The sequence below is a fragment of the Halomonas alkaliantarctica genome (genome assembly GCF_029854215.1).
GTDB lineage: Bacteria > Pseudomonadota > Gammaproteobacteria > Pseudomonadales > Halomonadaceae > Vreelandella > Vreelandella alkaliantarctica_A.
Genome location: NZ_CP122961.1, coordinates 108819 through 134293, shown reverse-complemented (window position 1 = coordinate 134293; position 25475 = coordinate 108819). Strand labels below are relative to the sequence as shown.

Here is a 25475-nt window from a genome sequence, read left to right as displayed (position 1 = left end):
CTCCGGCGGCAGTCGACCCGTTTTGCAGACTCCTCCGAGGCATCATGAGCGATTTTTCTCCCGGCCAACGCTGGATTAGCGACGGTGAAGCTGAGCTTGGGCTCGGCACCGTGCTTAACTGCGACGCCCGTAGCGTTACCATTTTGTTCAGTGCCAGTCAGGAAACCCGTACCTACAATACCCGCCAGGCCCCGCTGACCCGCGTTATGTTCGGCAGCGGTGACCGCGTACTCTCCGCTGACGGCTGGCAGATCGTTGTCGATGACAGCAAAGAGTCAGGTGGCCTGATCACCTACATCGGTGAAGATAAGGAAGGCAATCTTCGCGAGCTGCCCGAGGCCAAACTCGCCGACACCATGCAGTTCGACCAGGCTCGCGACCGCCTGCTGACCGGTCAGGTCGATCGCAACGACTGGTTTGATTTGCGCTTTCGTACCCTGCACCACTATCAACGTATCGAGCAGCACAGCGCGCTGGGCTTTTCCGGGCCGCGCATCGACCTGATTCCCCATCAGCTCTACATCTCCAATGAAGTTGCCAACCGCCATGCGCCCCGCGTACTGCTGGCGGACGAAGTGGGCCTGGGTAAAACCATTGAAGCTGGCCTGATTCTGCACCGCCTGCTGCTCAACGGTCGTGTTGAACGCGCGCTAATTCTGGTGCCCGACAGCCTCACGCATCAGTGGTTGGTCGAGTTACTGCGACGCTTCTCGCTCAACGTCACGCTGTTAGATGAAACCCAAAGCCAGGCTCACGGCAGCTACAACCCTTTTGAGAGCGCCCAACTGGTGTTAGCGAGCCAGGGTTGGCTATTTGCCAACCCTCAGCGTCAGGAGCAGGCGCTGGCCAGTCAGTTCGACCTGCTGATCGTCGACGAAGCGCACCACCTCGACTGGAGTGAAGAAGGCAGCGGCCCCGGTTACCAATGTGTCGAACAGCTTTCGGCGGTGATTCCCGGCCTGCTGCTGCTCACCGCAACCCCCGAACAGATGGGCATCAAGAGCCACTTCGCCCGTCTGCGGTTGCTGGACAGCGAGCGCTACCACGATCTTGAGCGCTTCAAGGCCGAAGAGAGCCACTATACCGAGGTGGCCCGCGCCATTGACGCTCTCGAAGCGCTACCTGACGATCCCAGCGCACGTGCCCACGTCTCTGCGGTAGCCGATGACCGCGACAGCCAAGCGCTGCTGGGCATCCTGTGCAACCCGGAGGCGAGCCAAGCGCAGCAGGACGCCGCTCGCGCCCAACTGAGCGAAGCGCTGCTGGATCGCCACGGTACTGGTCGGGTGATGTTCCGCAATAGCCGCCGTCATGTGGGAGGCTTCCCAGAACGGCGCCTCAATTTAGCGCCGCTAGCGCTGCCTTCGGCTTATCGTCGCGTTGTACGCCGTCTTGAGCGCGACGATGATTATCTCGATGAGTTGCTGATCGAGACCGGCATGGATCACCCCGACGTGCTGATCTACCCCGACGCGGCCTACCGCGAGCTCAGTAATGACCCGCTCAACGGCGAAGACTGGTGGCACATCGACCCCCGGGTTAACTGGCTGCTGGAAAAGCTCAGCGACGACAGCGAGAGCGGCTTCGCCAACGAAAAAGTCCTGGTCATTGCCCACCACCGGGAGACCGCCGAAGGGCTTGCTGAAGGGCTGCGGGTGCTGGGCGGCTACCACGCACCGGTATTCCACGAAGATCTCTCCCTGATAGAGCGTGACCGCGCAGCGGCGGCGTTTGCCGATGAGGATGAAGGCGTTCAGGTGTTGGTCTGCTCAGAAATTGGCTCGGAGGGGCGCAATTTCCAGTTCTGCCGCCACCTCGTCATGTTCGATATGCCCCAGCACCCGGATCAGCTCGAACAGCGCATCGGCCGCCTGGATCGTATCGGCCAGCGCCACGCCATTGAGCTGCACATTCCCACCTTCGAAGGCAGCCCCGGCGAGCGCCTGCTGCGCTGGTACCACGAAGGTATGGATGCGTTCAGTGCCCCACATGGGGTCGGCAACGAGCTGTTTGATACCTTTGGCGACGCCCTGGCTGACGCCCTGCTGGATGATGAGGCACTTAACGAGATCATCGCCGAAACCCGTGCGATGTTTAGCGCCAAGCTGGCGGAACACGATGCGGGCCGCAACCGACTGCTTGAGCTCAATGCTTGCCGCCCCGCCCGTGCTCAGCAGGTCATCGACGCGGTGCGCGAGCTTGATGACGACGCCGCCCTGCCGCGCTACCTGGAACGGGCGCTGGATATTTTCGGCGTGGAAAGCCAGGAGATCGGCAAAGGCTTAATGCACCTGCAGCCCAGCCAACATATGCTGGATGGCTTGCCGGGTCTGGTTAAAGGCGAAGAGGGCTTTACCGCCACCTACAGCCGATCCCAGGCGCTGGCCCGTGACGATGTACAGCGGCTCTCCTGGGAGCACCCACTACTGCGGGAAATGATGGGCCGCGTGCTGGATGGCACCATGGGCAACTCGGCGCTCGCTCTGCTGCGCCACGATGCCATTCCCAGCGGCCGCTTGATGGCCGAACTCGTGTTCCGCACCCACTGCCCGGCGCCCAAGAAGCTGCACCTTAACCGCTTCTTGCCGCCCACCGCGGTGCGCTTACTGCTGGATGAATCAGGCGCCAATCTGACCAGCAAAATCTCTTTCACCGGCTTGGGCAAAAACCTGCAGAAGGTTAACAAGTCGCTGGCACGGGATTTGATCAAGAGCCGTCACGACCAGTTGCGTGAACTGCTTACCCAGGGTGAAGGCGAAGCCGAGCGCCAGCTGCCCAGCATCGTCGAGAACGCTGAAGCGCGCATGCGCGCCCAGCTGGACGCCGAGATTGCGCGCTTAACGGCACTTGCCGAGCACAATCCGGCGGTGCGCAGTGCTGAAATCGACGCGTTAAAAGATGAGCGCAAGGCACTCAGCGAAGCGATTGAGAACACCCGCCTGCGGCTGGATTCCGTGCGGGTGATTATCACCGTTGATGCTGACCGCTAAGCTATTGTTGCTTAAAGAATCGCCTCAAGCGCCTTGTCTAGAGTAGGGTATTGGAAGCTAAACCCTGCCTCTTCCAGGCGCGCGGGGCGCATATCTGCCCCGGTCAGCAGTAGCCGCGACATTTCTCCAAAGCCCGCCTTCAAGACAAAGGCGGGTACTGGGAAAATGGCCGGGCGGTTGAGGTGACTGGCCAGGGTTTTCGTAAAGGTGGCATTGGTCACCGGGTGCGGAGCGCTGCCATTGAAGGCGCCGCTCAAGCCCTCTTGATCGATGAGAAACAGGATCGCCGCGACTAAATCGTCGCGGTGAATCCACGGCATAAACTGCTCACCGCTACCAAAACGGCCACCTAACCCCATCTTAAACGGCGGCAGCATCTTCTCCAGGCTGCCTCCACCCGCCTCTAGCACCAAGCCAATGCGCACAATCGCCAACCGCACACCCATGGCCTCAATGGGTTTAGCAGCGGCCTCCCACTGCTTGCACAGCCGATGGGCGAACTCGTCGTTGGGCATTGTTTCCTCGGTTACCACGCGCTTGCCCTGATCGCCGTAGTAGCCCATCGCTGAACCCGACACCATCACCTTAGGCAGCGGCTGGCCGTTGGCCTTCAACTGTTCGCACAGCGCCACCAGTTGCTGGGTTGCCGCCACACGGGAGTTAATCAGCTTGGCTTTCTGCGCCTCGCTCCAGCGCTTGGCGGCAATCGGCTCACCGGCCAGGTTAACCAAGGCGTCCGGCGGTGACTCAATAAACGCCTGGGCACTGTCACGAATATCGCAATTGCTCGGCAATCGATCTCGCACTTGGTGGGGCGAGCGGGAAACCACCTGCACCTCGTGGCCTTGTTCGGCTAACTGTCGGCATAGACGCTGGCCGACAAAGCCACTGCCTCCGGTCACTAGTACGCGCATGGAATTACTCCTATTGAGTGGCATTGTTAGGTGTCAGTTTAGCGAGATACATTAATCGATAACTAAATTGTACGATATTTATACACAACTGCTACCATGCACTTCCACAACGATTAATTCGACCTCTTTCTGCAAGTTGCGAGTGCTCATGGCCAAACCGCTACCGCCGCTTACTACCCATCACTCAGTCGCTGTTATTGGCGCTGGCATCGCAGGACTCGCCTGTGGGCAGGTACTGACCAGCAGCGGCGCCAGCGTCACCTTATTTGATAAAGCACGCGGCCCCGGTGGGCGCATGTCGAGTAAACGCAGACCCAGCGCGACGCTCGATTTAGGCGCCCAGGCCTTTAGCGTGCGCGACGCAGATTTTCAACGCGCCGTCGATGAGTGGCTCGCCGCTGGCTGCATAGCCGCTTGGCCAGCCCGTACCTATCAGGCTAGTTCAAGCGGCTGGCAGGCGCACAATGATGGCCAAAAGCGCTACACCGGTGCGCCCAGAATGAGCGCCTTGACGCGCTATATGGCAGATTCGCTAACGGCCCAGCCCAATGCCGTGCTGCATACTGGTACACCCATCGCCAAGCTCACCCCCGCGCCCAACGGCTGGCTGCTGGTAGACGCTGCCGGGGCTCGCCACGGGCCTTATGACCAGGTCGTGATTAGCGCGCCGCCTCCCCAGGCCCATACGCTGATAGAACCATGGGACGACACGCTGGCAGCGGCGTGTTTATCACGAGAGCAGCGGGCCTGTTGGGCGGGATGGGCAATTTTTGACGGGCCACTTCCTGCCGTGCCTGGTGTTGACCCGGACTGGCAGATGGCGCGCCTCGCGCATCCAGCCCTTAATATAGTATCCCGTAATCAAACCAAACCAGGTCGCGACACACAGCCGGAAAGCGTTAGCCTTTTGGCACAGCTTGAGTGGAGCGAAACCCATTTAGAGCAGCCTGCCGAGTGGGTGGCAGAACAACTACTCACCGCCCTGAAACGTGTTTTCCCCCCTTCCACCACGCTCCCCCGGCTGATTGAAACGGGCGCTCATCGCTGGCGCTATGCGCAGCCCTCAACCCCTTGCGAACATGATTACTTATACAGTGCCAACGGATTGGCCCTATGCGGTGACGGCTTCCGTGACGGTCGCATTGAGGATGCCTGGCTATCCGGACACCGTTTAGGAGAAGCACTAGTAGGCCGGTCGGTTCAATAAGCACGGGGCTTAAATGATTAAGAAGGATTCCTATAAAGGTTGTACCGGGTAGCGACAAGTTGTACAAATGGGCATACAGTATTGTGCTAATGTTTAGTTTTTAAATCAGGCCATCTTTAAATGGAATATGAATCACCTTCGCCGCGGCGAACAATGATAAGCCCATGCAGCGCCGCGCTGCAGTTACCGACGAGGTACTGGCGCCCATGAGTCTGAAGGCGACCCACCCACCCGATACGCCACTCTATCCAATACGCGAGGTCTCTCGCTTAACAGGGGTGAATTCGGTCACGCTACGCGCCTGGGAACGACGCTACGGGCTAATTCGCCCCCAGCGCACGCCGAAAGGCCATCGTCTTTACGCTCAGGATGACATCACCCGCATCGAACGCATTCTGCAGTGGCTCAATCGTGGTGTGCCGGTCAGTCAAGTCGCCGACTTGCTTGACCAGCCAGAAACAATTGAAGCCCCGACACCTGATGCCGGTGACTGGGCGAGTCAACGCCTGAAGTTGCAAGCGATCATCGAAGCGCTGGATCTTCCCAAGCTGGAAGCGTTTTATCACCAGAGCTTGGCGCTATACCCGCTGAGCGTTGCCATTAATGAACTATGGCAACCGGTTATCTTGACCTTAGAGGCCAAGTGGGCCGTCCAAGCGGATCAGTTAGTTCGCCGCACCTTGGAAGCGTTTTTGCGCAGCCAAGTGGGTATCCGCTTGCACTATGCCAACCAGGCCACGCGTGGTCCGCTGATTCTGCTCAACGCCATGCCCGACGACCCTGGCCCGCTGTGGGTGCTGATGGCGGCGCTAATGGCCAGCGAACAGGGCTACCGGGTGCAGATGCTTGACCATTCACTGCCGCTGGAGGATCTCCCCCAGGCAGTGGCGCGGCTGCACTCATCCATGGTGTTGCTCTCTAGCGGCCAGCGGGAGAGCGATAGCTATATTAACCAAGCGCTGCCTAAAGCAGCCGAAGCGCTTAACGTGCCCATCGGCGTATGCGGTGAAGTGGCTCGTCTGCGCGAAAACGATTTGCGCGATGGACCGGTACACATGCTGGGCGATGACCTGCCCCAGGCGATTGCCCGCTTGCGCCCACTATTGCGCGAGTCTGGCGTACTCTAACCAGCGCGCTTTTTTCCTGGCCGTTCGCCCTCCGGTGACCGGCCATTTTTTTGTGCCGCAGGAGCCCCTAGGAGAGGAAGCCTATGAAACGTCAGTTGGTTTGGCTGCGCAGCGATCTGCGCATTGACGACAACAGCGCCCTCGCCGCCGCTGCGGCTAAGGGCCCTGTGATAGCGGTATTTTTGCGCAGCATTCCCCAGTGGCAAGCGCATGGCCACGGCGCCAATAAGCTGGATTTTTGGGCGCGGGGTGTGGCTGGCGTTAAAACAGCGCTCAACGGTTTGAATATCCCACTACTGCATCGCGATATTGAACGCTATGACCAGGCACCCGAGGCGCTGCTCGATATCGCTCGTGAGTACGATATTGAGCAGTTGCACTTCAATTATGAGTACGCGCTCAATGAGCGCCACCGCGATCAGGCTGTGCAAGACGCCTTTAAACAGGCTGGTATTGCCGCTCATGGCTACCACGACGCTGTAGCATTTGCCCCCGGCAGCCTGCTAACCGGCAAAGGCGACTATTACGGGGTATTTACGCCGTTCTCCAAGGCGTGGCACAAGCAGGTCAGCGCCGAACAGTTGGCGCTGCGCCCGACGCCAAAGGTGCAAGCGGCGCTGGATATTCAAAGCGACTCGCTGCCTGAACTGCCTACGCTTGATAGCTCCCCTATTGATGGACGGCTATGGCCTGCCGGTGAAAATGCCGCAGCGGATAACTTGGCGCGCTTTCTGCGCTTCCGTGGCCGACACTATAACGCTCAGCGTGACCTACCTAAGGTACGCGGAACCAGCGAACTATCGCCCTATCTGGCGCTCGGCATGATCTCCCATCGCCAGTGTTTACAAGCCGTGATGGCTGAGAACGGCGGGGACTTAGCCGATGGCGATATCGGCCTTACAACCTGGGTCAACGAGCTGGTCTGGCGGGAATTTTATCAACACGTAGCGGTGGGTTTTCCTCAAGTGTGTCGCTACCAACCCTTTCAAGAACACACTAAGCAGTTAGCGTGGCGCGATGATGACGAAGGCTTTCAAGCTTGGTGCGAGGGGCGAACGGGCTACCCCATTGTTGATGCTGCCATGCGACAGTTAGTGGCAACTGGCTGGATGCATAACCGGCTGCGCATGATCACGGCAATGTTTTTAAGTAAGCACCTGCTGATTGATTGGCGCCGTGGCGAAGCCTTTTTTATGCGTCACCTAGTTGACGGCGAATTCTGCGCCAACAACGGCGGCTGGCAGTGGGCAGCCTCAACGGGTACTGATGCCGCCCCTTACTTTCGCATTTTTAATCCAACCACCCAATCCACTCGCTTTGATGCTGAAGGTGAGTTTATTGCTCTCTGGCTGCCTGAGCTGGCCAAATTGCCCGCTAAAGCGCGCCATGCGCCGCAGCAAGATCTACTCACCGATGTCGACTACCCAGCGCCTATTGTCGACCACAAAGCGGCACGCCAGCGCGCCTTAGAGGCGTTTAAATCGCTATCTAAATAAACCTGTTGCTAGCAACTGCTAAAGGAAACCGTCATGGCTGAGCCTGCGGCGTTAGAGGCGTTCTGCGCCTTTTTCAATAAACTAGACAATACCTGTACAGAAAAACTATACGAGGTATATACTGATGATATTGTTTTTAGCGATCCGCTGCATAAGATCGAAGGGCACGAAGCGTTAGAGCGCTATTTTTCAACCATGTATCAAAATGTTGAGCAGTGCCGGTTCCATTATCACGCTCGGCAGTTACAGGGGCAGCAAGCGTTCGTTACCTGGACCATGTCTTTCGTGCATCCAAAACTAGCTTCCGGACGTAGGATAGAAGTAGAGGGATGCAGTGCACTTATATTTGCCGATGATGGTCGCGTCTCGCAGCACCGTGACTACTTCGATGCGGGCGCCATGCTCTACGAACACTTACCGTTGATGGGAAGCGTCATTCGCTGGTTAAAAAAACGCCTTGCCTAAACCTTATTGAATCGGCGGGGCGCACTAGGAGGATTGATGAGTACATGGAAAACGCCCCAACGCATTTGGTTAACCGGTGCTACTTCCGGCATTGGCGAGGCACTGGCGCGTAAACTCATCGCCCAAGGCCACCAAGTGGTGCTTAGCGCACGCAACGCTGAAGCTCTCGAAGAGCTGTGTCATGGCCATCCCAATGCCCACCCTCTGCCGCTGGATATCAGCGATCGGCAAGCAGTGCTCAAGGCGGCTAACGACATACACGACCAGCTCGGGGCATTAAACTTGGCGCTCTTCAACGCTGGCACCTGCGAGTACCTTAACGCTCAGCAGTTTGATATGGATTTAGTCGAGCGGGTTTTCAAACCTAACCTATTCGGAACTTTGTACGGCGTCGAAGCGGCACTGCCGCTGCTGCGCGCAGCGCGCAATGAGGGCCTCCCGGCTCGGTTAGCCGCCACCTCCAGCGCTTCGGCCTATTTACCGCTACCCCGTGCGGAAGCCTATGGGGCGTCTAAAGCCGCAGTGAGTTACTTTTTGGAGTCGCTGCGCTTAGACCTTGATCGGGAGGGCATTGAGGTCAGCCTGATCCATCCCGGCTTTGTGAAAACGCCGCTCACCGAACGTAACGACTTCCCTATGCCGATGCAGGTAACGGCAGAGCAAGCCGCCGATGCCATTATCGCGGGGCTGGCAAAGGGGCGGCTGGATATTCATTTCCCACGTCGGTTTACCTATCTGGTTAAATTACTGGGCATTTTGCCCCCCGCTCTGCGCCGTCAGATTGGCCTGCGCATGACTCGTAGCCAAAAGGAGTCGTCATGAGCGCCATGGCCCCACAAAGCGCTGGAGCGTCACAACGTATTGCGATTGTTGGCAGCGGTATTAGCGGCATGGCAGCCGGCTGGTACCTCTCCGCCCAGCATGAGGTCACGCTGTTTGAAGCGGACTCACGCCTGGGGGGGCACACCGCCACCATGGATGTGAACGTTGAGGGGCAATCGTACGCTATCGATACCGGCTTTATTGTTTTTAACGACTGGACCTATCCGCATTTTCAGCGCCTGATGGCCACCCTGGGTGTCGCTTCACAAGCCACCGAAATGAGCTTCTCGGTACATGAGACAGCGCGGGATTTTGAGTACAACGGGCATACCTTAGGCTCGTTGTTTGCCCAACGACGCAATCTATTTAACCCCTCTTTTTACCGCCTGCTGGGTGACATTCTGCGCTTTAACAAGCAGGCCACCAAAGCGCTGGAGAGCCAACAGCTCCCCGAACATATGACGCTGGGTGAGTACCTGGACCGCAACCACTACAACCGCGATTTTCAGCAGCGCTACTTACTGCCCATGGGGGCCGCCATCTGGTCGGCCAGCATCAGTGATTTACGCGCCTTCCCGCTGGCTTTTTTTGTGCGCTTCTTCCGCAATCACGGCCTGCTATCGGTCAACCACCGCCCCCAGTGGCACACCCTAGTAGGCGGTTCGAAAAGCTACATCCCCAGTCTGACGGCGCCCTATGCATCGCGCATTCACCTTAATACACCGGTCACCCGGATTACACGCAACAGCACCGGCGTCAGTGTTACCACGTCCTCCGGCACCCAGCGTTTTGATCAAGTCGTGCTCGCCTGCCACGCCGACCAGGCACTGGCCATGCTGGGCGACGCCAGCAACGACGAGCAAGCGATTCTCAGCGCCATGCCGTACCAGGATAACGAGGTGGTGCTGCATACCGACACCGCCCTGCTGCCGCGCCGAAAGCGCGCCTGGGCGAGCTGGAATTACCGCTTGGATCAGCGCGATAGCGAAGCACGAGTATCGGTCACTTACGCTATGAATATTCTCCAACGGATAGAGAGCGACACCACGTTTTGCGTAACCCTGAACGACAGCGCCAGCATTGATCCCAGAAAGGTGCTGGGCCGCTACACTTACGCACACCCCCAGTTCACCCTGGCAGGCCAGGCGGCTCAGGCGAGCCACGCCGACATTTCGTCTACGGCCCATCGCACCCACTTTTGCGGCGCCTATTGGCGTAACGGCTTCCACGAAGACGGCGTTTGGAGTGCGCTGCGGGTGGCGCAGGCATTAGGCTGCGATGAAGCTGCCCCGCCACCTGCAGACCCTTCCGCGCTGCCTGCCCATGAATTGCTATCACCGCAAGGTGTCGAGGGGCTGGGGTGATGGCTAGCATGCTGACTGAAATGACGGTTGGGATAACCACCCAGCCTCGCTCGCGTATTTATCGTGGCACCCTACGCCATCGGCGTTTTACGCCCAAAGCCCACGCCTTTAGTTACCAGCTATGGATGGCTTGGCTGGATCTGGACGAATTGCCCGACCTATTCGACAAGGTGCCCGGCTTTAGCGCTCGGCGGCCTGCTTTGGCACGCTTTCGCCGCGAAGACTATCTGGGCCCGGTTGACCGCCCGCTAAAAACCGCCGTTCGTGAAGAGCTTATTCGTCAATTGGGCAGCGCACCCAATGGCCGTATCTTTGTGCTCACCCAGCTACGCACGCTGGGCTGCATGTTTAACCCTATTTCCGTCTACTACGCCTACGACCATCTTGGGCGACTGACAGCCGTATTAAGTGAGGTCACCAACATGCCCTGGCGTGAGCGCACCCGCTACGCCAGCGCGGTGGACCCAACACGCCACAGTCACCAAGCATACTTCGATAAAGACCTTCACGTCTCGCCCTTTAACCCCATGGAAATGAGCTACCGCTGGAAATTTAACGCCCCCGGCGAAAAGCTCTTTCTGCACATGGAGAACTGGCAGGATCAGCAGTGCCATTTTGATGCCACCTTAACCCTTGACGCCTCACCCGCCACCCGTGGCGCGTTACTAAAAACCTTGGCGCGCCAGCCATGGATGAGCCTGAAAACCATTGCGGGCATTCATTTTGAAGCGCTTCGCCTGTGGCTTAAGCGCGTCCCCGTTTATAACCACCCCAAGCGCAAGGAGACTTCAAAGTGACCACCCTGCGTTCCACGCCTCCCAATATTCAGCCCATTGCGCAAGATCGCTTAACCAAGTGGTTAAAGCCACGCCTAATGGCCCAGCTGGACGCCTTTCGCGGCGGCCGTATCACCCTGATTGAAGGCAATCAGTGTCATCACTTAGGCCAACAAGGCCCGCTGCAAGTGACCGTGGTGATTCGCCACTCCCGCGCTTGGAAGCGCCTTGCCTTTGGCGGCACCGTGGGGGCTGCGGAATCGTACATGGACGGCGATTGGGACGCCGACGACCTGGTCGCCCTGGTGCGCCTGTTCGCCGCTAACCTTGAGCAGGTGAATACGAAAATGGAGAACGGCAGCGCCCGCTTCGCTCGTTGGTTACTGGGCGCCGCCTACCGCTTTCAGCGCAACAGTTTAAGCGGCTCAAAACGTAATATTGCCGCCCACTACGATATCGGCAACGATCTTTTTTCGACGTTTTTAGATCGCCACCACTGGATGTATTCAAGCGCCGTTTTCCCCTATCCGGAAGCCAGCTTGGAAGAGGCCTCTACCTATAAGCTTGATTTGATGCTGGAAAAGCTCGACGTACAGCCACAGCATCACCTGCTAGAGATCGGGACCGGCTGGGGAGGATTAGCGATTCATGCCGCCAAAACCCGCGGCTGCCGCGTCACCACCACGACTATCTCGGATGAGCAGCACGCCCATACCGCTCAGCGCATCAGGGAAGAGGGTCTGGAGGACAAAATCACCCTGCTTAAGCAGGATTACCGTCAATTGACGGGGCACTATGACCGGCTCATTTCGGTGGAGATGATTGAGGCGGTGGGGCATCAGTATCTTGATACCTACCTCAACAAGCTGGATAGCCTGCTCACCGACGATGGGCAGGCCATGCTGCAAGCCATCACTATTCGCGATCAGCGTTTCGAAGAAGCTAAACGCGATATGGATTTTATCAAGCGCTACATTTTTCCTGGCGGCTTTTTGCCCTCGCACCACGCCATGTTGACCAGCGTTATGCGTAAAACGTCACTGAACATCGTCGCTTTGGATGAAATTGGGCCTCATTACGCGCGCACCCTGCGCGAGTGGCGCCACCGCTTTGAAGCCAGCCTGGAGCAGGTGAGAACATTGGGCTACGACGAGCGCTTTATTCGCATGTGGCGCTACTACCTGTGCTACTGCGAGGGTGGTTTTATCGAGCGCTCCATCGGCACCTGCCACCTACTGCTGGCCAAGCCAGCGGCGAAACCCATTCCGCTCACCGGCGCGCTCTAAATGGCATCACCCAAGTGGCAGGCGCTGGTGTTGAATGCCCTACGCTTTGAGGCTGGCTGGCTACTGTGTGTGCTTGGCGGCTCTTGGGTTGCTGCCATAGCAGGCGGTAGCCTGTTGGCCTGGCACTTATGGCGCTGCGCGTGGCCCGGAGAGTGGCGATTTATCACCGGATTTGCGCTGTTGGGACTGGTGATTGATGGCGGTTTACAACGGCTGGGAGGCTTCGATTTTAACGATCAAAGGATGGTGCTAGGGCTTCTACCGCTGTGGCTGTGGATGCTTTGGCCGCTGTTTGCCACTCTGGTCTATCACTCTCTTGCATGGCTGTGGCGCTATCCACTGCTAGCCGCGCTGTGTGGCGCCATTAGCGGCCCACTCTCTTATTATGGCGGCGCACTGCTGGCAGAGGTAACGCTGGCGGCTTGGTTACTCCCCGTTCAGGCGCTCATTTGGGCGATACTTTGTGTGGGTATTAGCTATTTCAAGCCTATGAGGCAGTGGGGAGAGTGATTGGTTCGTGCACCAGGCGTTTTTCCAACTCAGCAGCGGATAGCGGCCGAGCAAAGTAGAACCCTTGTACGGATGTGCACCCTGCATTAACCAAGAACTGACACTGCTCTTTGGTCTCCACACCTTCTGCAATTACCCCTAGCCCCATGCCTTCCGCCATCGCTAAGACCGCCTTAACGATCGAGGCGTCTGCCTGATCGTGTGGCAGCTCTTTAATAAAGGCCCGATCGAGTTTAATTTTGTCCACCGGCAAGCGCTTCAAATAGCCAAGCGATGAATAGCCCGTACCAAAGTCATCGATGGCAATCGCAAAGCCTTGGTCACGCAGCGCCTGAAGGCGTGGCCCCATATCCCCCGCACGCTCATCGAGTAGCACCGACTCCGTCAGTTCCAAACCAATTTGCGAAGGCTTCAACTGATAACGCTTCAGACAGGTCGTCAGTTGGCTCTCCAGATCGCCTTGAAAAAGCTGCAGCGCCGAGATATTGACCCAAATCGTCAGCTTGGGCATAGCGCTGTTACGCCAGTGGGCCTGCTGGGCACAGGCTTTTTCGATCACCCAGGCGCCCAGTTGGCTCATTAAACCGTGCCGCTCGGCCAACGGAATAAAGTCGCCCGGGGAAATCATGCCGTCCCTGGGGTGGCGCCAACGCAGTAACGCCTCCATCCCCACCAGCTCGCTGCTGGCAGGATCATGCTGGGTCTGATAATGCAGTTCCAACTGGTCACCGGAAATAAGCGCAGCGCGTAGATCACTGACCAGCGCCAGCTGAGGATTATCCTGCTTATCCAGCGCCGGGCGAAAGCGCTGGCTTAAGTTACGCCCCAGTCGCTTGGCGCTGTAAAGCGCCGATTCTAAGCGCTGAAAGACGACACCCGAGTCGTTACCATCTTCAGGCACCCGACAGCTACCAATCGTCAATCCTAAGCGCAGCGAGTGGTCGTTGATTTCAAAGGGCCGACTCATATGCTCGCGCAGGGTGGCTATCCACTGGTCATGATCGTCGAAGGTGGTGGTGCGGATCACCATAAACTCATCGCCACCCAAGCGCCCTACCACGCTCCCGGCCACATAGCCTGTTAGTCGCTGGGCAAAGCGCGCTAACAGGCGATCACCCTGCTCAACCCCCAAGCTATCATTGACTGATTTCAACCCATCGATATCCACCAGCGCCATATCCAGACTCTCGCCTGCGCGTAAGTGGCGCAGGCGAGAGGCAAGCAGGTCGTGGAGACGGCGACGGTTGGGCAGCCCGGTAAGCGGGTCTTCATAGCCGATACGGCGTAAATCGCGCTCGCGGGCTTTTTGTGCCGAAATATCGGTAAACAGATTAATAAAATGGGTAATGTTACCGCGCTTGTCGGTGATGGCACGGACTTTTAGCCACTCGGGGTATTCGTCGCCGTGTTTACGCCGGCTCCACATTTCACCTTCCCAACGGCCGGTACTTTTCAGCGTGCTCCAAAACGTTTGATAGAAGGCCTTGTCATGGCGTGGTGCTGCCAGCGTCTCCAGCTTCAGCCCTTGGATCTCATGGCTGTCGTAGCCGGTAATTTCGGTAAATGCTGGATTAACCACCATAACGTGATTTTGCGAATCGGTAATCACCATGGCATCACTGGCGAGGCTTAACGTATCTTGCGACAGCCGCAGGCGCAAGCGCTGTTGACGCACTTGTTTCCAGGCGTCCCATAGCCCAAGCGCGACTAACATTGCAGCCACCAAGCGCAGCATCGTATCGGGTATCCAAACGCAAGCGGGAAGCGCCGTCAGTGCGACCCAAACTAACGGACGATTGAGAGAAACAGGAAGCCACATGGCGATTCGCTATACCCTATACAAATTAACCTAAATAAAAATTAGCGTTAGGTGCCATGCTGACCCTGCCGCCTAAGAAACTTGAATGCTCTATATTACGACAATGGCACATTTATTGTGCACAATCGGCAGCTGTTTATCCAAGCTGCCCACGAGAGTGCTATCGGCCAATCCGCGAAAATCTCAAGTTATTGGCGATAAATAGCCAGTTACGTGCATTCAGCGGTTTCGGGAAGTAGACTAGCCCTACAACCAATTTGATATTCGGAACGATTCAGTGACCAAGCAACATTCCTTTGATCGCGAAGAACTGCTGGCCTGCTCCCGCGGCGAGCTATTCGGCCCCGGCAATGCACAGCTCCCGGCTCCTAACATGCTGATGCTTGATCGCATCAAGCACATTCACGAAGAAGGCGGTGAGCACGGCAAGGGCGAACTGATCGCCGAGCTGGATATCACGCCTGACTTGTGGTTCTTTGATTGCCACTTTCCCGGCGACCCCGTCATGCCTGGCTGTTTAGGATTAGACGCTATGTGGCAGCTCGTTGGGTTTTATTTGGGCTGGCTAGGCCACCCAGGACGCGGACGTGCGCTTGGCTGCGGCGAAGTTAAATTCAGCGGACAGATTCTGCCTGATGCACAAAAAGTGACCTATAGCATTAATATTAAGCGTATTATTACCCGACGTCTTATCTTGGGTATCGCCGACGGTACAGTCACCGTTGACGGACGCGACATCTATCAGGCTAATGATCTGCGCGTTGGCCTATTTACCTCCACTGCGAATTTCTGAACAGGAGGCTCCCATGCGACGAGTGGTAGTCACCGGCCTTGGCATCGTATCGTGCCTTGGTAACGACCAACGACAGGTCCTGGACGCGCTCAAAACTGGGCGTAGTGGTATTCGTTTTAAAGAAGAGTATGCCGAACGAGGCTTCCGTAGCCATGTCGCGGGTAGTGTCGATATTGATCTTGACGCTCTTATTGACCGCAAACTGCGCCGCTTTATGGGCGATGCTGCGGCCTATGCGTATGTTTCTATGGCTCAGGCCATCGAAGATGCAGGGCTGAGCGAAGAGCAGGTCTCCAACGAGCGCACAGGGCTTATTGCCGGCTCCGGCGGTGCTTCAAGCGCTAACCAGGTTGAAGCAGCCGACATATTGCGTGAAAAAGGGCTACGCCGCGTTGGCCCTTATCGCGTCACCCGGACAATGGGCAGCACCGTTTCAGCGTGCTTGGCAACGCCTTTTAAAATCAAAGGCATCAATTACTCTATCTCTTCTGCCTGTGCGACCTCAGCACACTGTATTGGCAGCGCGATGGAGCAAATTCAGCTAAACAAGCAGGATGTGGTGTTTGCCGGTGGCGGCGAAGAAGAGCACTGGACTCTCTCTTGCCTGTTTGATGCCATGGGTGCGCTCTCGACCCACTACAACGACACCCCTGAGCAGGCTTCGCGCCCTTACGACCAAGCGCGCGATGGCTTTGTTATCGCCGGAGGCGGTGGCATGCTGGTGTTAGAAGAGCTTGAGCACGCCAAAGCCCGCGGTGCCAAGATCTATGGCGAACTGGTGGGCTACGGCGCTACCTCTGACGGCCATGATATGGTTGCCCCTTCAGGTGAAGGTGCTATGAGGTGCATGCGCCAGGCGATGGCAACAGTCGATGGCGCTATCGACTACATCAACACCCACGGCACCTCGACGCCCGTGGGCGATGTTGCCGAGCTCAAAGCAATACGTGAAGTGTTTGGCAATACAACGCCTGCGATGAGCTCGACCAAATCGCTCACCGGCCACTCCCTCGGGGCTACCGGTGTGCAGGAAGCGATCTATTCGCTGCTGATGATGCAAAACAACTTTGTTGCCGCCTCGGCGAATATCACCGATTTGGATGAGCAGGCCGATGGCTTTGATATTGTCACCGAACGCCGCGATGGCGTGACGATCGATCGTGCCTTATCTAACAGCTTCGGCTTTGGCGGCACTAATGCGTGCTTAGTCTTCCAACGTCTTAACGACTAACGCTACGACTACTCGTATGATGAGCATAAAAACGGCGCCCAATGGGCGCCGTTTTCATTTACAAGCGTTTTTAATTACAAACCCTGGCGGATAAACATAAGGCGGTTACCGAGAGGTAGGCCGCGGGACATCAGATATTTCTTGTAGCTGCGCTTCGATCCACGCCTCGACGTCTGCAAGCACTTCATCAGGCATGCGCCCGTCCGTCTCAATCGGCTTACCAATACGCACACGCAGTACGCCTGGCCGTTTGACCCAGTGGCGCCCTGGCCAGCGCTCGCCGGCGTTGTGGGCCACTGGCAGAACCGGCACCCCCGCACGACACGCCACCACGCTGCCGCTTTTGTTATAGCGTTTACGGACGCCGGGATCTACCCGCGTCCCTTCTGGAAAAATCAGCACCGAAAGCCCTGTCCCCAAACGCTCGACGCCCTGTGTAAGCACTTGCTTCATCGCTCGCGCCGGTTTGGAGCGATCTAGGCTGATTGGGCGAAGCAGACGCAAACCCCAGCCAAAGATCGGCAAGCGCAGTAGCTCGCGCTTCAAAACGGTACATACCGGTGGTTTCATGACCTGCAGAAACACGGTTTCCCACTCACACTGGTGGTTGGCTTGAATCACACAGGGGCCACTTGGCAGATTTTCCCGCCCTTGGATGTCGTAGCGCACTCCACAGGCAATACGAAACCACACCATCAAAAAGTAGTTATACAAATTGAGTAAGCGGTAGCGGCCAGACAGCGGAAGAAACGGCGCAATGGGCAGGAACAGAATGCCGATCATTAGCATGGCAAAAAAATAGCCGGCATAAAAAACCAAGCTGCGAACCACATTTATCAAGCCGACGCTCCTGTATCGCTGACACGGTTACTTTCACGGGTTAAACACCACGCATCTAACATACGGCCAGCCTCCAACCGCCACGGTTTCTGATGGACGCCAAACACGTCCAGCACACGTCGGCAGTTCAAAACGCGCCGCAGCTTAGCATCATGATGGTGTTTAAGCGGCTGAACCTCTCCCAGAGTAATCTGCTCGCCGCGCCCCTCAAGGTGCGTTAACAGCTGGGTGCGCACCATGGAAGTAAAGGTAAAGGCGCTGACCGGTTCGGTGCCAGCCAGATGATAAGACCCCCAGGCCTCAGCACCGCTGACCTGCTGCTGTAGCATGCCAATCAGCGCCATGGCGACGGCATCCGCGGAGGTCGGGCAAAAAATCACATCCTCCGCAGCGCGCACCGCCTTACCGTGCACCAAGTGACCGATGATGTCATTTAGCCACGCATGGCTGCCTTCCAGCGCAAACAGCGGGCCTAAACGCACAATCAAATGACGCTGAAACTCCGCACGAATGCGGTTGCCGGTCTGCACCAGGCGCCGCAAGCTGTCATCCCGCGGCGCAGGCACCACATGCTCGTCGATGGGAATTTCAAAACCGTCTTCGTAAAGCTGATCGGAGACACACCATACCAACGCCACGTCTTGCGACTGACAGGCATCCAAACAGATATCTACCGCATCGGCATGAGCCGTTACGTCCGCTGGCGCCATGTTCAGTGGGTGGGCCAACGGTGGAATAATCACGGCGTCAGGGGCTATCGCCTCAAGGCGCGACGGTGTGATGGTCGTTCCTTGCTCGATGACCAACTCTGTATCGGCACGACGGCTTGCTTCCCGGGCCAGTGCCAAGCTTAGGCAGTGTCCGGCATCCAGAATTAACAGCTTCAAGACACCCCTCCCTTATCACGCTTACTTCCACGCTGCGCAACGAATAGCACGCTCAGAATGGGATCTCATCGTCGAAATCGTCGAAGTTACCCGGATCCGGGGCGCCGTAGCTACTGTTCTGCTGGTTGGGCGGGGGAGCTTGGTTGCCCTGCTGCGGCGCTGGCTGCGCGGGGCGAGGAGGCTGCTGCGGGCTCTGCCCACCGGTGTAGTTGTTGCCACCTTGGGGCGCGCCACCCTGAGGAGGATAGCCGCTGTGGTTATTAGCGGCAGGATTATTTTGAACGGGTGCATTCTGGGGGGCGTTCTGAGGAGCGTCCTGGGAATAGTTATTTTGCGGAGCGCCGCCGCCTTGGAAGTCACCACTACGACCGTCAAGCATCTGCATATCGTTGGCGACGATTTCCGTCGAGTAGCGATCCTGCCCGTTTTGATCCTGCCATTTGCGGGTTTGCAGGCGCCCTTCAATATAGACTTTGGAGCCTTTTTTCAGGTACTGCTGGGCGATTTCGGCGGTTTTATTGAACATCACCACACGGTGCCATTCGGTGCGCTCTTGGCGCTGGCCGCTCTGACGATCCATCCAGGTATCGGTGGTGGCCAGATTTAAATTGGCCACGGCGGTGCCGCTGGGGGTGAAACGCACCTCTGGATCCTGCCCGAGGTTGCCAATCAGAATGACCTTGTTAATGCCGCGAGCCATAAGGCGCTCCTTTAATAGCTGTCATGTAGAGTTTATTGCCAACCGCCGCCACACTTCATTGGCACGGCTGGATTATGATTTTGGGGGTGCCATTAGCTTGTTCAACGCTGCCTGATCAAGCTGCTGTCGGTTCACCTTTAAATAGACCAAACGCTCTTCCGGCACCACCATGACATCTTCCACGCCGACCACATCGGCTAAGTGCTCCATCAACAGGTCGAGCGCATCGGCCTGGGTCTCGTGTAGCGCCACCACTTCGCTGGAGAGTGGTGGAGGTGCGGGCATCCACCACATAGCGATCCACCAGCATAGCGCCAGACCAGCACAGCCAATGAAGACCGCATTGAGACCGCCATAGTGAGCCAGCAAGCCACCTAGCGTACCGCCTAAAAAAGCGCCTAAAAATTGGCTGGTGGAGTACACCCCCATCGCAGTTCCTTTGGCGCCCGCCGGGGCAAGTTTACTGAGCATGGAAGGTAGCGTCGCTTCTAGCAGATTAAAGCCGGTGAAGAACACAAACAGCCATACAAACAGCCAGTAGCTTGGCAAGAGTGGCAACCCCAGCCCCGCCAAACTCAGCACAATAGCGCCGATCGCTGCCAAACACATCAAGCGCATGCGCTGCTGCTTCTCAGCCACAATAATCAGCGGCACCATAGCAACAAACGATAGCGCCATAATGCCAAGATACGCCAGCCCATGATACTCAATCGCCACACCGGCGTTCAGCAGGCGAAAAGGTACCGCCACAAATATCGCCATCAGCACTAAGTGCAGGGCAAAAATCGACACATCCAACCGCCATAAATCAGGGCGGGTTATCACGCTCTTAAACTGCTGGCGGTCCATGCCCACGTCACGGTGACGCCTTCGGCGCGGCGCTGAAGGCACCCAGCGCCACAGTACTAGCAGCCCCACCAGCGTTAGCAGTGCAGTAAACCAGAACACCCCGGCCAGTCCCGCCCAGGCGGCAAGCCACGGCCCCAGCACCATGGCAATCGCAAACGACACGCCAATAGACAGCCCAATGGTCGCCATGGCGGCGGTGCGCACCTCCTCACGGGTTTGATCCGCCAGCAGTGCCATAATAGCCGCGGCTACGGCGCCACAGCCCTGCAGCGCTCGCCCAGCGATAACGCCGGCAATGCTATCGGAGAGCGCCGCGATCACGCTACCGAATGCAAAAATTACCAGCCCTATGGCAATCACCCGCTTACGACCAATGCGGTCAGAGAGTAAACCAAACGGGATTTGCAGCGTTGCCTGGGTTAACCCATAAACACCCAGCGCCACGCCCACTAGCAGCGGGGTCGAACCCTCAAGAGTGTCGGCATACAGTGCCAACACCGGCAGCACCATAAACAGACCCAGCATGCGCGATGCATAAAGCCCGGCCAAACCACTGATCGCACGTCGTTCAGAGGCCAGCAATAGTGCGGAAACCTTGCGCATAATGCCCTTTTATATGGTGGTTAAGCATGTGGTGAGTCAGTGTGAATTGTGACAATCCGCTATTCTAGCGGTTTGGGCTGGCGCTGGAAACGTCGCGAGTTGCCGCAGGTTATGAAAGCTGTTTTGCCGGGAGGGTGCCGACAAACGTATAATCGCGCTTTTGCCGCGCGATTCGAGGTGTTGATGGACAGCATTCTGGTCAGGGGTGCCCGCACCCACAACCTCAAGCAGATCGATGTGGAGCTGCCCCGTAACAAGCTGATTGTGATAACCGGCCTCTCCGGCTCGGGTAAATCATCGTTAGCGTTCGATACCCTTTACGCCGAGGGGCAGCGCCGCTACGTGGAATCGCTCTCCACCTATGCGCGCCAGTTCCTGTCGATGATGGAAAAGCCCGATGTGGATCACATCGAAGGGCTGTCACCTGCGATCTCCATTGAGCAGAAGTCCACCTCCCACAACCCGCGCTCGACCGTGGGCACCATCACCGAAATTTACGACTACCTGCGCCTGCTGTTTGCCCGTGCCGGGACGCCCCGCTGTCCCGAACATGGCGAGGACTTGGAAGCCCAGACCATTTCGCAGATGGTCGATCAGGTCATGAATCTCGCCGAAGGCACCAAGCTGATGCTGTTGGCGCCGGTGGTCAAAGGCCGCAAAGGCGAACATTTACAGCTATTAGCCGAGCTGCGCGCCCAGGGCTTTGTGCGCGCCCTGGTCGATGGTCAAGTGCTGGAACTGGACGACATCGCACCGCTGGATAAGCGCAAAAAACACGATATCAGCGTCGTCGTTGACCGCTTCAAAGTGCGCGACGACCTTGCCCAACGCTTGGCGGAGTCCTTTGAAACCGCGCTGAATCTCGCCGACGGCACCGCCATGATTCACTTTATGGACGGTGAGCGCGAAGACATTGCCTTTTCGTCGCGCTTTGCCTGCCCGGTGTGCGGCTACTCGCTGGCGGAACTTGAGCCGCGCATGTTTTCGTTCAACAACCCGGCGGGTGCCTGCCCCACCTGCGACGGGCTCGGTGTACAGCAGTACTTCGATCCGGACAAGCTGATCAGCCACCCGGAGCTGTCGCTTGCCGAAGGCGTCATAAAAGGCTGGGATCGGCGCAATATTTACTACTTTACCCAGCTCCAGGCGCTGGCCAAACACTATGGCTTTGAGCTGGAAACCCCCTGGCAAGAGCTCGCCCACCGCGATCAGGAGGTTATCCTCAACGGCAGCGGCGACGAGCAGATTCCGTTTGCCTATGTGGGCGATCGCGGTCGTAAAGTCACCCGCGAACATGCTTTCGAAGGCGTGTTGCCCAATATGCAGCGCCGCTATCGGGAAACCGAATCCAACATGGTGCGCGATGACCTGGTCAAATATATTGCCGTGCAGCCTTGTGCGACCTGTAGTGGCTCGCGACTGCGTAAAGAGTCACGCCATGTTTACGTGGATGATCACAACATCGCCGAGATTGTGCGCTTTCCGATTGGCGAAGCGTGGCGCTACTTTGCCGACCTAAGCCTGCCGGGACGCAAAGGTGAGATCGCCGATAAAATCGTCCATGAGATCCACGCTCGATTAGAGTTTTTGGTCAATGTGGGGCTGGACTATCTCAACCTGGAGCGCAGCGCCGATACCCTTTCCGGCGGTGAAGCCCAGCGTATCCGCTTAGCCAGCCAAATTGGCGCGGGCTTGGTCGGGGTGATGTATATTCTCGATGAGCCGTCGATTGGCTTGCACCAGCGCGACAACGACCGGTTGCTAAAAACCCTTGAGCGGCTGCGCGATTTGGGCAATACCGTGATTGTGGTCGAGCATGACGAAGACGCCATTCGCGCCGCTGATCACGTGCTGGATATCGGCCCGGGCGCTGGCGTCCACGGCGGTGAAATCGTTGCCCAGGGCACCCCACAAGACGTGATGGACAATCCCAACTCGCTGACAGGGCAATATTTATCCGGTACCCGGGAAATCGCCGTACCGCCCTACCGCATCCCCGGCAATCCGGAAAAGCAGTTGATCGTGCGCGGCGCCACCGGCAACAACCTTCAGAACGTCACGCTGAGCCTGCCGCTGGGGCTGTTTATCGCCATCACCGGCGTTTCCGGCTCGGGTAAATCGACACTGATCAACGGCACCTTGATGCCCATTGCCGCTCGCGAATTAAACCGCGCCACCACGCTGACCGCCGCGCCCTATGAGAAGATCGAAGGGCTCGACCAGCTCGATAAAGTTATCGATATCGATCAGAGCCCGATTGGCCGCACACCGCGCTCCAATCCGGCCACCTATACGGGTATTTTTACACCGATTCGCGAGCTGTTTGCGGGGACCCAAGAAGCGCGTTCCCGGGGCTATAAGCCCGGCAGATTCAGCTTTAACGTTAAAGGCGGGCGCTGCGAGGCGTGCCAGGGCGAAGGGATGATCAAGGTAGAGATGCACTTCCTACCGGATATCTACGTGCCCTGCGACGTGTGTAAGGGCAAGCGCTACAACCGCGAAACCCTGGATATCCACTACAAGGGTAAAACGATCCACGAAGTGCTGGCCATGACCGTGGAAGACGCGCTGGAATTCTTCAGCCCAGTCCCGGCGATTGCCCGTCGCCTGCAAACGTTGCTCGATGTAGGACTCTCCTATATCCGCTTGGGACAGAGCGCCACCACGCTTTCGGGCGGCGAAGCACAGCGGGTTAAACTCGCCCGCGAACTCGCCAAGCGCGATACCGGTAAAACGCTGTATATTTTGGATGAGCCGACCACCGGGCTGCACTTTGAGGATATTCGTCAGCTGCTGACAGTACTCCACCGTCTGCGCGATCACGGCAATACCATCGTGGTGATCGAGCACAACCTGGATGTGATCAAAACCGCCGACTGGATTGTTGATCTTGGCCCTGAAGGGGGCTCTGGTGGCGGTCAGATCATCGCCGAAGGCACGCCTGAACAGATCGCCAAGCAGGAAGTCTCGCATACCGGCCGGTTCTTAGCGCCACTGCTGGCACGGGGAAAACGCGCAACGAAGCGCTAGCATTCGTTTTTGAAGGCGGGGTGGGCAGACGCCCACCCTCAGACTAAATGGCCATGCTAGTTGGTACCTTTGGGCAACGCAGTAGGTAGCCACATTGTTTATAGTGGCGAGCAGATTATAGTTAGCAGTATTATGCAATCCTCTGCTGGAGGGATAAGTCGTGGGTCAAGAAAAAAGTTGTATTATTAAGCACTTCAATCACTACTGTTCATTAAGCGATGATGAGAAGAGATTGCTCATGACGCTGGAGGAGAGTCCGACCGATATTAAGTCGGGCACGCTACTCTGGGAGATGGGCGACCCGGCCAATGAGTTCTGCACCCTAAAAAGCGGCTGGGCCTACTCCTACCGCCATCTGGAAAACGGTGATCGCCAGATTCTGGAAGTGTTTTTACCCGGGGACATTATTGGACTGCGCGAGTTTGCATTCTCCGAGCGTCTTGAGAATGTGCGCATGATTGATGACGGAGTGATTTGCCATTTCCCGCACAAGCGTATGCTGGAAATATTCCGCCAATCGCTATCGCTGACATCGGTCATGTTTGCCATCGGTAGCCGCCAACAGGCGCTAATGACCGAGCGGCTGGTCACCTTGGCTAGACGCAGCGCCCGTCAAAAAATGGCGCATTTTCTTTATGAAATGTACCTAAGGCTGCGCCAAACCAACCCGGACATTAGCAACCAGTTCCGCCTGCCTCTCTCCCAGGAGCAGCTGGCCGATGTGTTAGGGCTAAGCCCGGTACATGTTAGCCGTACCTTTACCGCACTTAGCGAAGATGGTTTGGTGTTTCGTGATCGCCACCGCCTGACGATACCTGACTTAAAAGCCCTCAGTAACGAAGGACAGTTTGACGACTGCTACCTTACCGACAACGTCCGCCCCCTGTTATGCGAAACGGCATAAAAAACCGCGTGCTGTTAGCACGCGGTTTTTTTAAACCAAGAGTCTAAGCTAAGACTAACCGCACTTTGACCAGCCGCAGCCTGCATAGCAGGTGGGGCAGCCATCCATCATGATCAGTTCGCCGCGGCACTCGGGGCAGTTACCCACCGTAGCTGGGCCACTGCCCTCAGGCTTTTTTCCCGGCGTTGCCTTATCACCCCCAATAGGCTCTACCGCGCCGGTTTCAATGGGAACATCATTCGCCTCTTCTTCAGCACTGGGCTGCCAAGCATGGCCGTGAGTCATACGGTGGGCATAACGTTCGACCAACTGCTCAACCGGCACCTGGTTACCATCCCGATCCAAAAAGCCGCGGCGGTAAAGAATTTGCTGAATAGACCAGGCAATCGCCGCGACTTCCGAATCGTGGAACATTGGCTTGTTCCAGCGGTTCATGCCACAGCGAACCAGCCCTTTATCCCAGGCTACTTTGCGTAGATCCGCCACCGCCTGGGTGACGTAACCGCCCCGAGCCGCCAGCGAGAGACTACGCATGGTGGCGGTAATCCACTGGTGCTCGCTGGAGAGCTGCCCTGATGGAAAAAAGAACTCCACCGGGCGCTCAATCACCACCCGCTTACCGCCAATCACGCCCTCCACCGGCATAAACGACACCAGCAGGTATACTTTCTTGCGGCCTTCCGCGCCTACGTAAGAGATCTTTTCAGATACCGCTTCCAGGGTGCCTTCCGGACGTGAAGGAATACGCACCGTCAGCGGGTTTTCATCCTGAAGCTCGGGAACGGGCGCGGCCTGTTCCTGCTGCTTGATACGGTAACCAACGATTTTTGAGGTAATTTCTACAGCCATGGTGTTCTCCACT

21 protein-coding genes are annotated in these 25475 nt (G+C 57.3%); 14 read left to right on the top strand and 7 right to left on the bottom strand.

Features of this window, described 5'->3' with window-relative positions; translation table 11 throughout:
• The first annotated feature begins 44 nt into the window (after positions 1 to 44).
• Complete coding sequence (rapA, locus tag QEN58_RS00615) at positions 45 to 2990, top strand: RNA polymerase-associated protein RapA (RefSeq protein ID WP_280105328.1); 2946 nt, start codon at positions 45 to 47, stop codon at positions 2988 to 2990.
• Between the two features lie 11 nt (positions 2991 to 3001).
• Here the strand turns inward: rapA and QEN58_RS00610 are convergent, their stop codons facing one another.
• The gene (locus tag QEN58_RS00610) at positions 3002 to 3904 is read right to left on the bottom strand and encodes a TIGR01777 family oxidoreductase (RefSeq protein WP_280105327.1); all 903 of its coding nucleotides are present in this window, start codon (positions 3902 to 3904) and stop codon (positions 3002 to 3004) included.
• A 148-nt stretch (positions 3905 to 4052) separates the two neighbouring features.
• Between QEN58_RS00610 and QEN58_RS00605 the strand changes: the two genes are divergently transcribed.
• The 9 genes from QEN58_RS00605 (at position 4053) to QEN58_RS00565 (ending at position 12957) form a co-directional block, all read left to right on the top strand.
• The gene (locus tag QEN58_RS00605) at positions 4053 to 5111 is read left to right on the top strand and encodes an NAD(P)/FAD-dependent oxidoreductase (protein WP_280105326.1); all 1059 of its coding nucleotides are present in this window, start codon (positions 4053 to 4055) and stop codon (positions 5109 to 5111) included.
• A 206-nt stretch (positions 5112 to 5317) separates the two neighbouring features.
• The gene (locus QEN58_RS00600) at positions 5318 to 6238 is read left to right on the top strand and encodes a MerR family transcriptional regulator (RefSeq protein ID WP_280106879.1); all 921 of its coding nucleotides are present in this window, start codon (positions 5318 to 5320) and stop codon (positions 6236 to 6238) included.
• A gap of 83 nt (positions 6239 to 6321) precedes the next feature.
• The gene (phrB, locus tag QEN58_RS00595) at positions 6322 to 7734 is read left to right on the top strand and encodes a deoxyribodipyrimidine photo-lyase (protein WP_280105325.1); all 1413 of its coding nucleotides are present in this window, start codon (positions 6322 to 6324) and stop codon (positions 7732 to 7734) included.
• A 33-nt stretch (positions 7735 to 7767) separates the two neighbouring features.
• Positions 7768 to 8199: a nuclear transport factor 2 family protein gene (locus QEN58_RS00590; RefSeq protein ID WP_280105324.1), complete on the top strand. Its 432-nt coding sequence runs from the start codon at positions 7768 to 7770 to the stop codon at positions 8197 to 8199.
• Between the two features lie 36 nt (positions 8200 to 8235).
• Positions 8236 to 9021, top strand: a complete 786-nt coding sequence (locus QEN58_RS00585) for an SDR family NAD(P)-dependent oxidoreductase (RefSeq protein ID WP_280105323.1) — start codon at positions 8236 to 8238, stop codon at positions 9019 to 9021.
• Entirely contained in the window at positions 9018 to 10385 is a 1368-nt protein-coding gene (locus QEN58_RS00580; RefSeq protein ID WP_280105322.1) for an NAD(P)/FAD-dependent oxidoreductase, read from the top strand. The genes QEN58_RS00585 and QEN58_RS00580 overlap by 4 nt, the downstream gene beginning before the upstream one ends.
• Complete coding sequence (locus QEN58_RS00575; protein WP_425270297.1) at positions 10385 to 11182, top strand: DUF1365 domain-containing protein; 798 nt, start codon at positions 10385 to 10387, stop codon at positions 11180 to 11182. The genes QEN58_RS00580 and QEN58_RS00575 overlap by 1 nt, the downstream gene beginning before the upstream one ends.
• Positions 11179 to 12447 carry a class I SAM-dependent methyltransferase gene (locus QEN58_RS00570; protein ID WP_280105321.1) on the top strand — a complete coding sequence of 423 codons (1269 nt, stop codon included), beginning with the start codon at positions 11179 to 11181 and terminating at the stop codon, positions 12445 to 12447. The genes QEN58_RS00575 and QEN58_RS00570 overlap by 4 nt, the downstream gene beginning before the upstream one ends.
• Positions 12448 to 12957, top strand: a complete 510-nt coding sequence (locus tag QEN58_RS00565; RefSeq protein ID WP_280105320.1) for a DUF2878 domain-containing protein — start codon at positions 12448 to 12450, stop codon at positions 12955 to 12957. It begins immediately after the preceding gene.
• On the opposite strand, the gene QEN58_RS00560 is transcribed toward QEN58_RS00565, so the two are convergent.
• Positions 12935 to 14776: a putative bifunctional diguanylate cyclase/phosphodiesterase gene (locus QEN58_RS00560; protein WP_280105319.1), complete on the bottom strand. Its 1842-nt coding sequence runs from the start codon at positions 14774 to 14776 to the stop codon at positions 12935 to 12937. The two genes, QEN58_RS00565 and QEN58_RS00560, sit on opposite strands and share 23 nt — an antisense overlap.
• Positions 14777 to 15053: 277 nt before the next feature.
• Here QEN58_RS00560 and fabA point away from each other — a divergent pair, with 277 nt between their 5' ends.
• The gene (gene fabA, locus QEN58_RS00555) at positions 15054 to 15569 is read left to right on the top strand and encodes a 3-hydroxyacyl-[acyl-carrier-protein] dehydratase FabA (RefSeq protein ID WP_022520895.1); all 516 of its coding nucleotides are present in this window, start codon (positions 15054 to 15056) and stop codon (positions 15567 to 15569) included.
• 13 nt (positions 15570 to 15582) lie between these two features.
• Positions 15583 to 16800, top strand: a complete 1218-nt coding sequence (gene fabB, locus QEN58_RS00550; protein ID WP_280105318.1) for a beta-ketoacyl-ACP synthase I — start codon at positions 15583 to 15585, stop codon at positions 16798 to 16800.
• 105 nt (positions 16801 to 16905) lie between these two features.
• Here the strand turns inward: fabB and QEN58_RS00545 are convergent, their stop codons facing one another.
• The 4 genes from QEN58_RS00545 to QEN58_RS00530 all read right to left on the bottom strand — a co-directional run bounded on the left by QEN58_RS00545 (position 16906) and on the right by QEN58_RS00530 (position 20679).
• Positions 16906 to 17640 (bottom strand): lysophospholipid acyltransferase family protein, encoded by a 735-nt coding sequence (locus QEN58_RS00545; protein WP_280105317.1) that lies wholly within the window; start codon positions 17638 to 17640, stop codon positions 16906 to 16908.
• Positions 17637 to 18527 (bottom strand): sugar nucleotide-binding protein, encoded by an 891-nt coding sequence (locus tag QEN58_RS00540; protein WP_280105316.1) that lies wholly within the window; start codon positions 18525 to 18527, stop codon positions 17637 to 17639. Before QEN58_RS00540 ends, QEN58_RS00545 begins: the two co-directional genes overlap by 4 nt.
• A gap of 52 nt (positions 18528 to 18579) precedes the next feature.
• On the bottom strand, positions 18580 to 19227 hold the full coding sequence (locus tag QEN58_RS00535; RefSeq protein ID WP_280105315.1) for a single-stranded DNA-binding protein: 648 nt from the start codon (positions 19225 to 19227) through the stop codon (positions 18580 to 18582).
• A gap of 72 nt (positions 19228 to 19299) precedes the next feature.
• A complete protein-coding gene (locus QEN58_RS00530) occupies positions 19300 to 20679 on the bottom strand; it encodes an MFS transporter (RefSeq protein ID WP_280105314.1) in 1380 nt (459 codons plus the stop codon).
• Positions 20680 to 20862: 183 nt separating this feature from the next.
• Between QEN58_RS00530 and uvrA the strand changes: the two genes are divergently transcribed.
• On the top strand, positions 20863 to 23709 hold the full coding sequence (uvrA, locus tag QEN58_RS00525) for an excinuclease ABC subunit UvrA (RefSeq protein ID WP_280106877.1): 2847 nt from the start codon (positions 20863 to 20865) through the stop codon (positions 23707 to 23709).
• A gap of 160 nt (positions 23710 to 23869) precedes the next feature.
• Positions 23870 to 24613 (top strand): Crp/Fnr family transcriptional regulator, encoded by a 744-nt coding sequence (locus QEN58_RS00520; protein ID WP_280105313.1) that lies wholly within the window; start codon positions 23870 to 23872, stop codon positions 24611 to 24613.
• A gap of 54 nt (positions 24614 to 24667) precedes the next feature.
• Here QEN58_RS00520 and QEN58_RS00515 read toward each other — a convergent pair whose 3' ends face one another.
• The gene (locus tag QEN58_RS00515; protein ID WP_280105312.1) at positions 24668 to 25462 is read right to left on the bottom strand and encodes a ribonucleoside-diphosphate reductase; all 795 of its coding nucleotides are present in this window, start codon (positions 25460 to 25462) and stop codon (positions 24668 to 24670) included.
• Positions 25463 to 25475 lie beyond the last annotated feature (13 nt).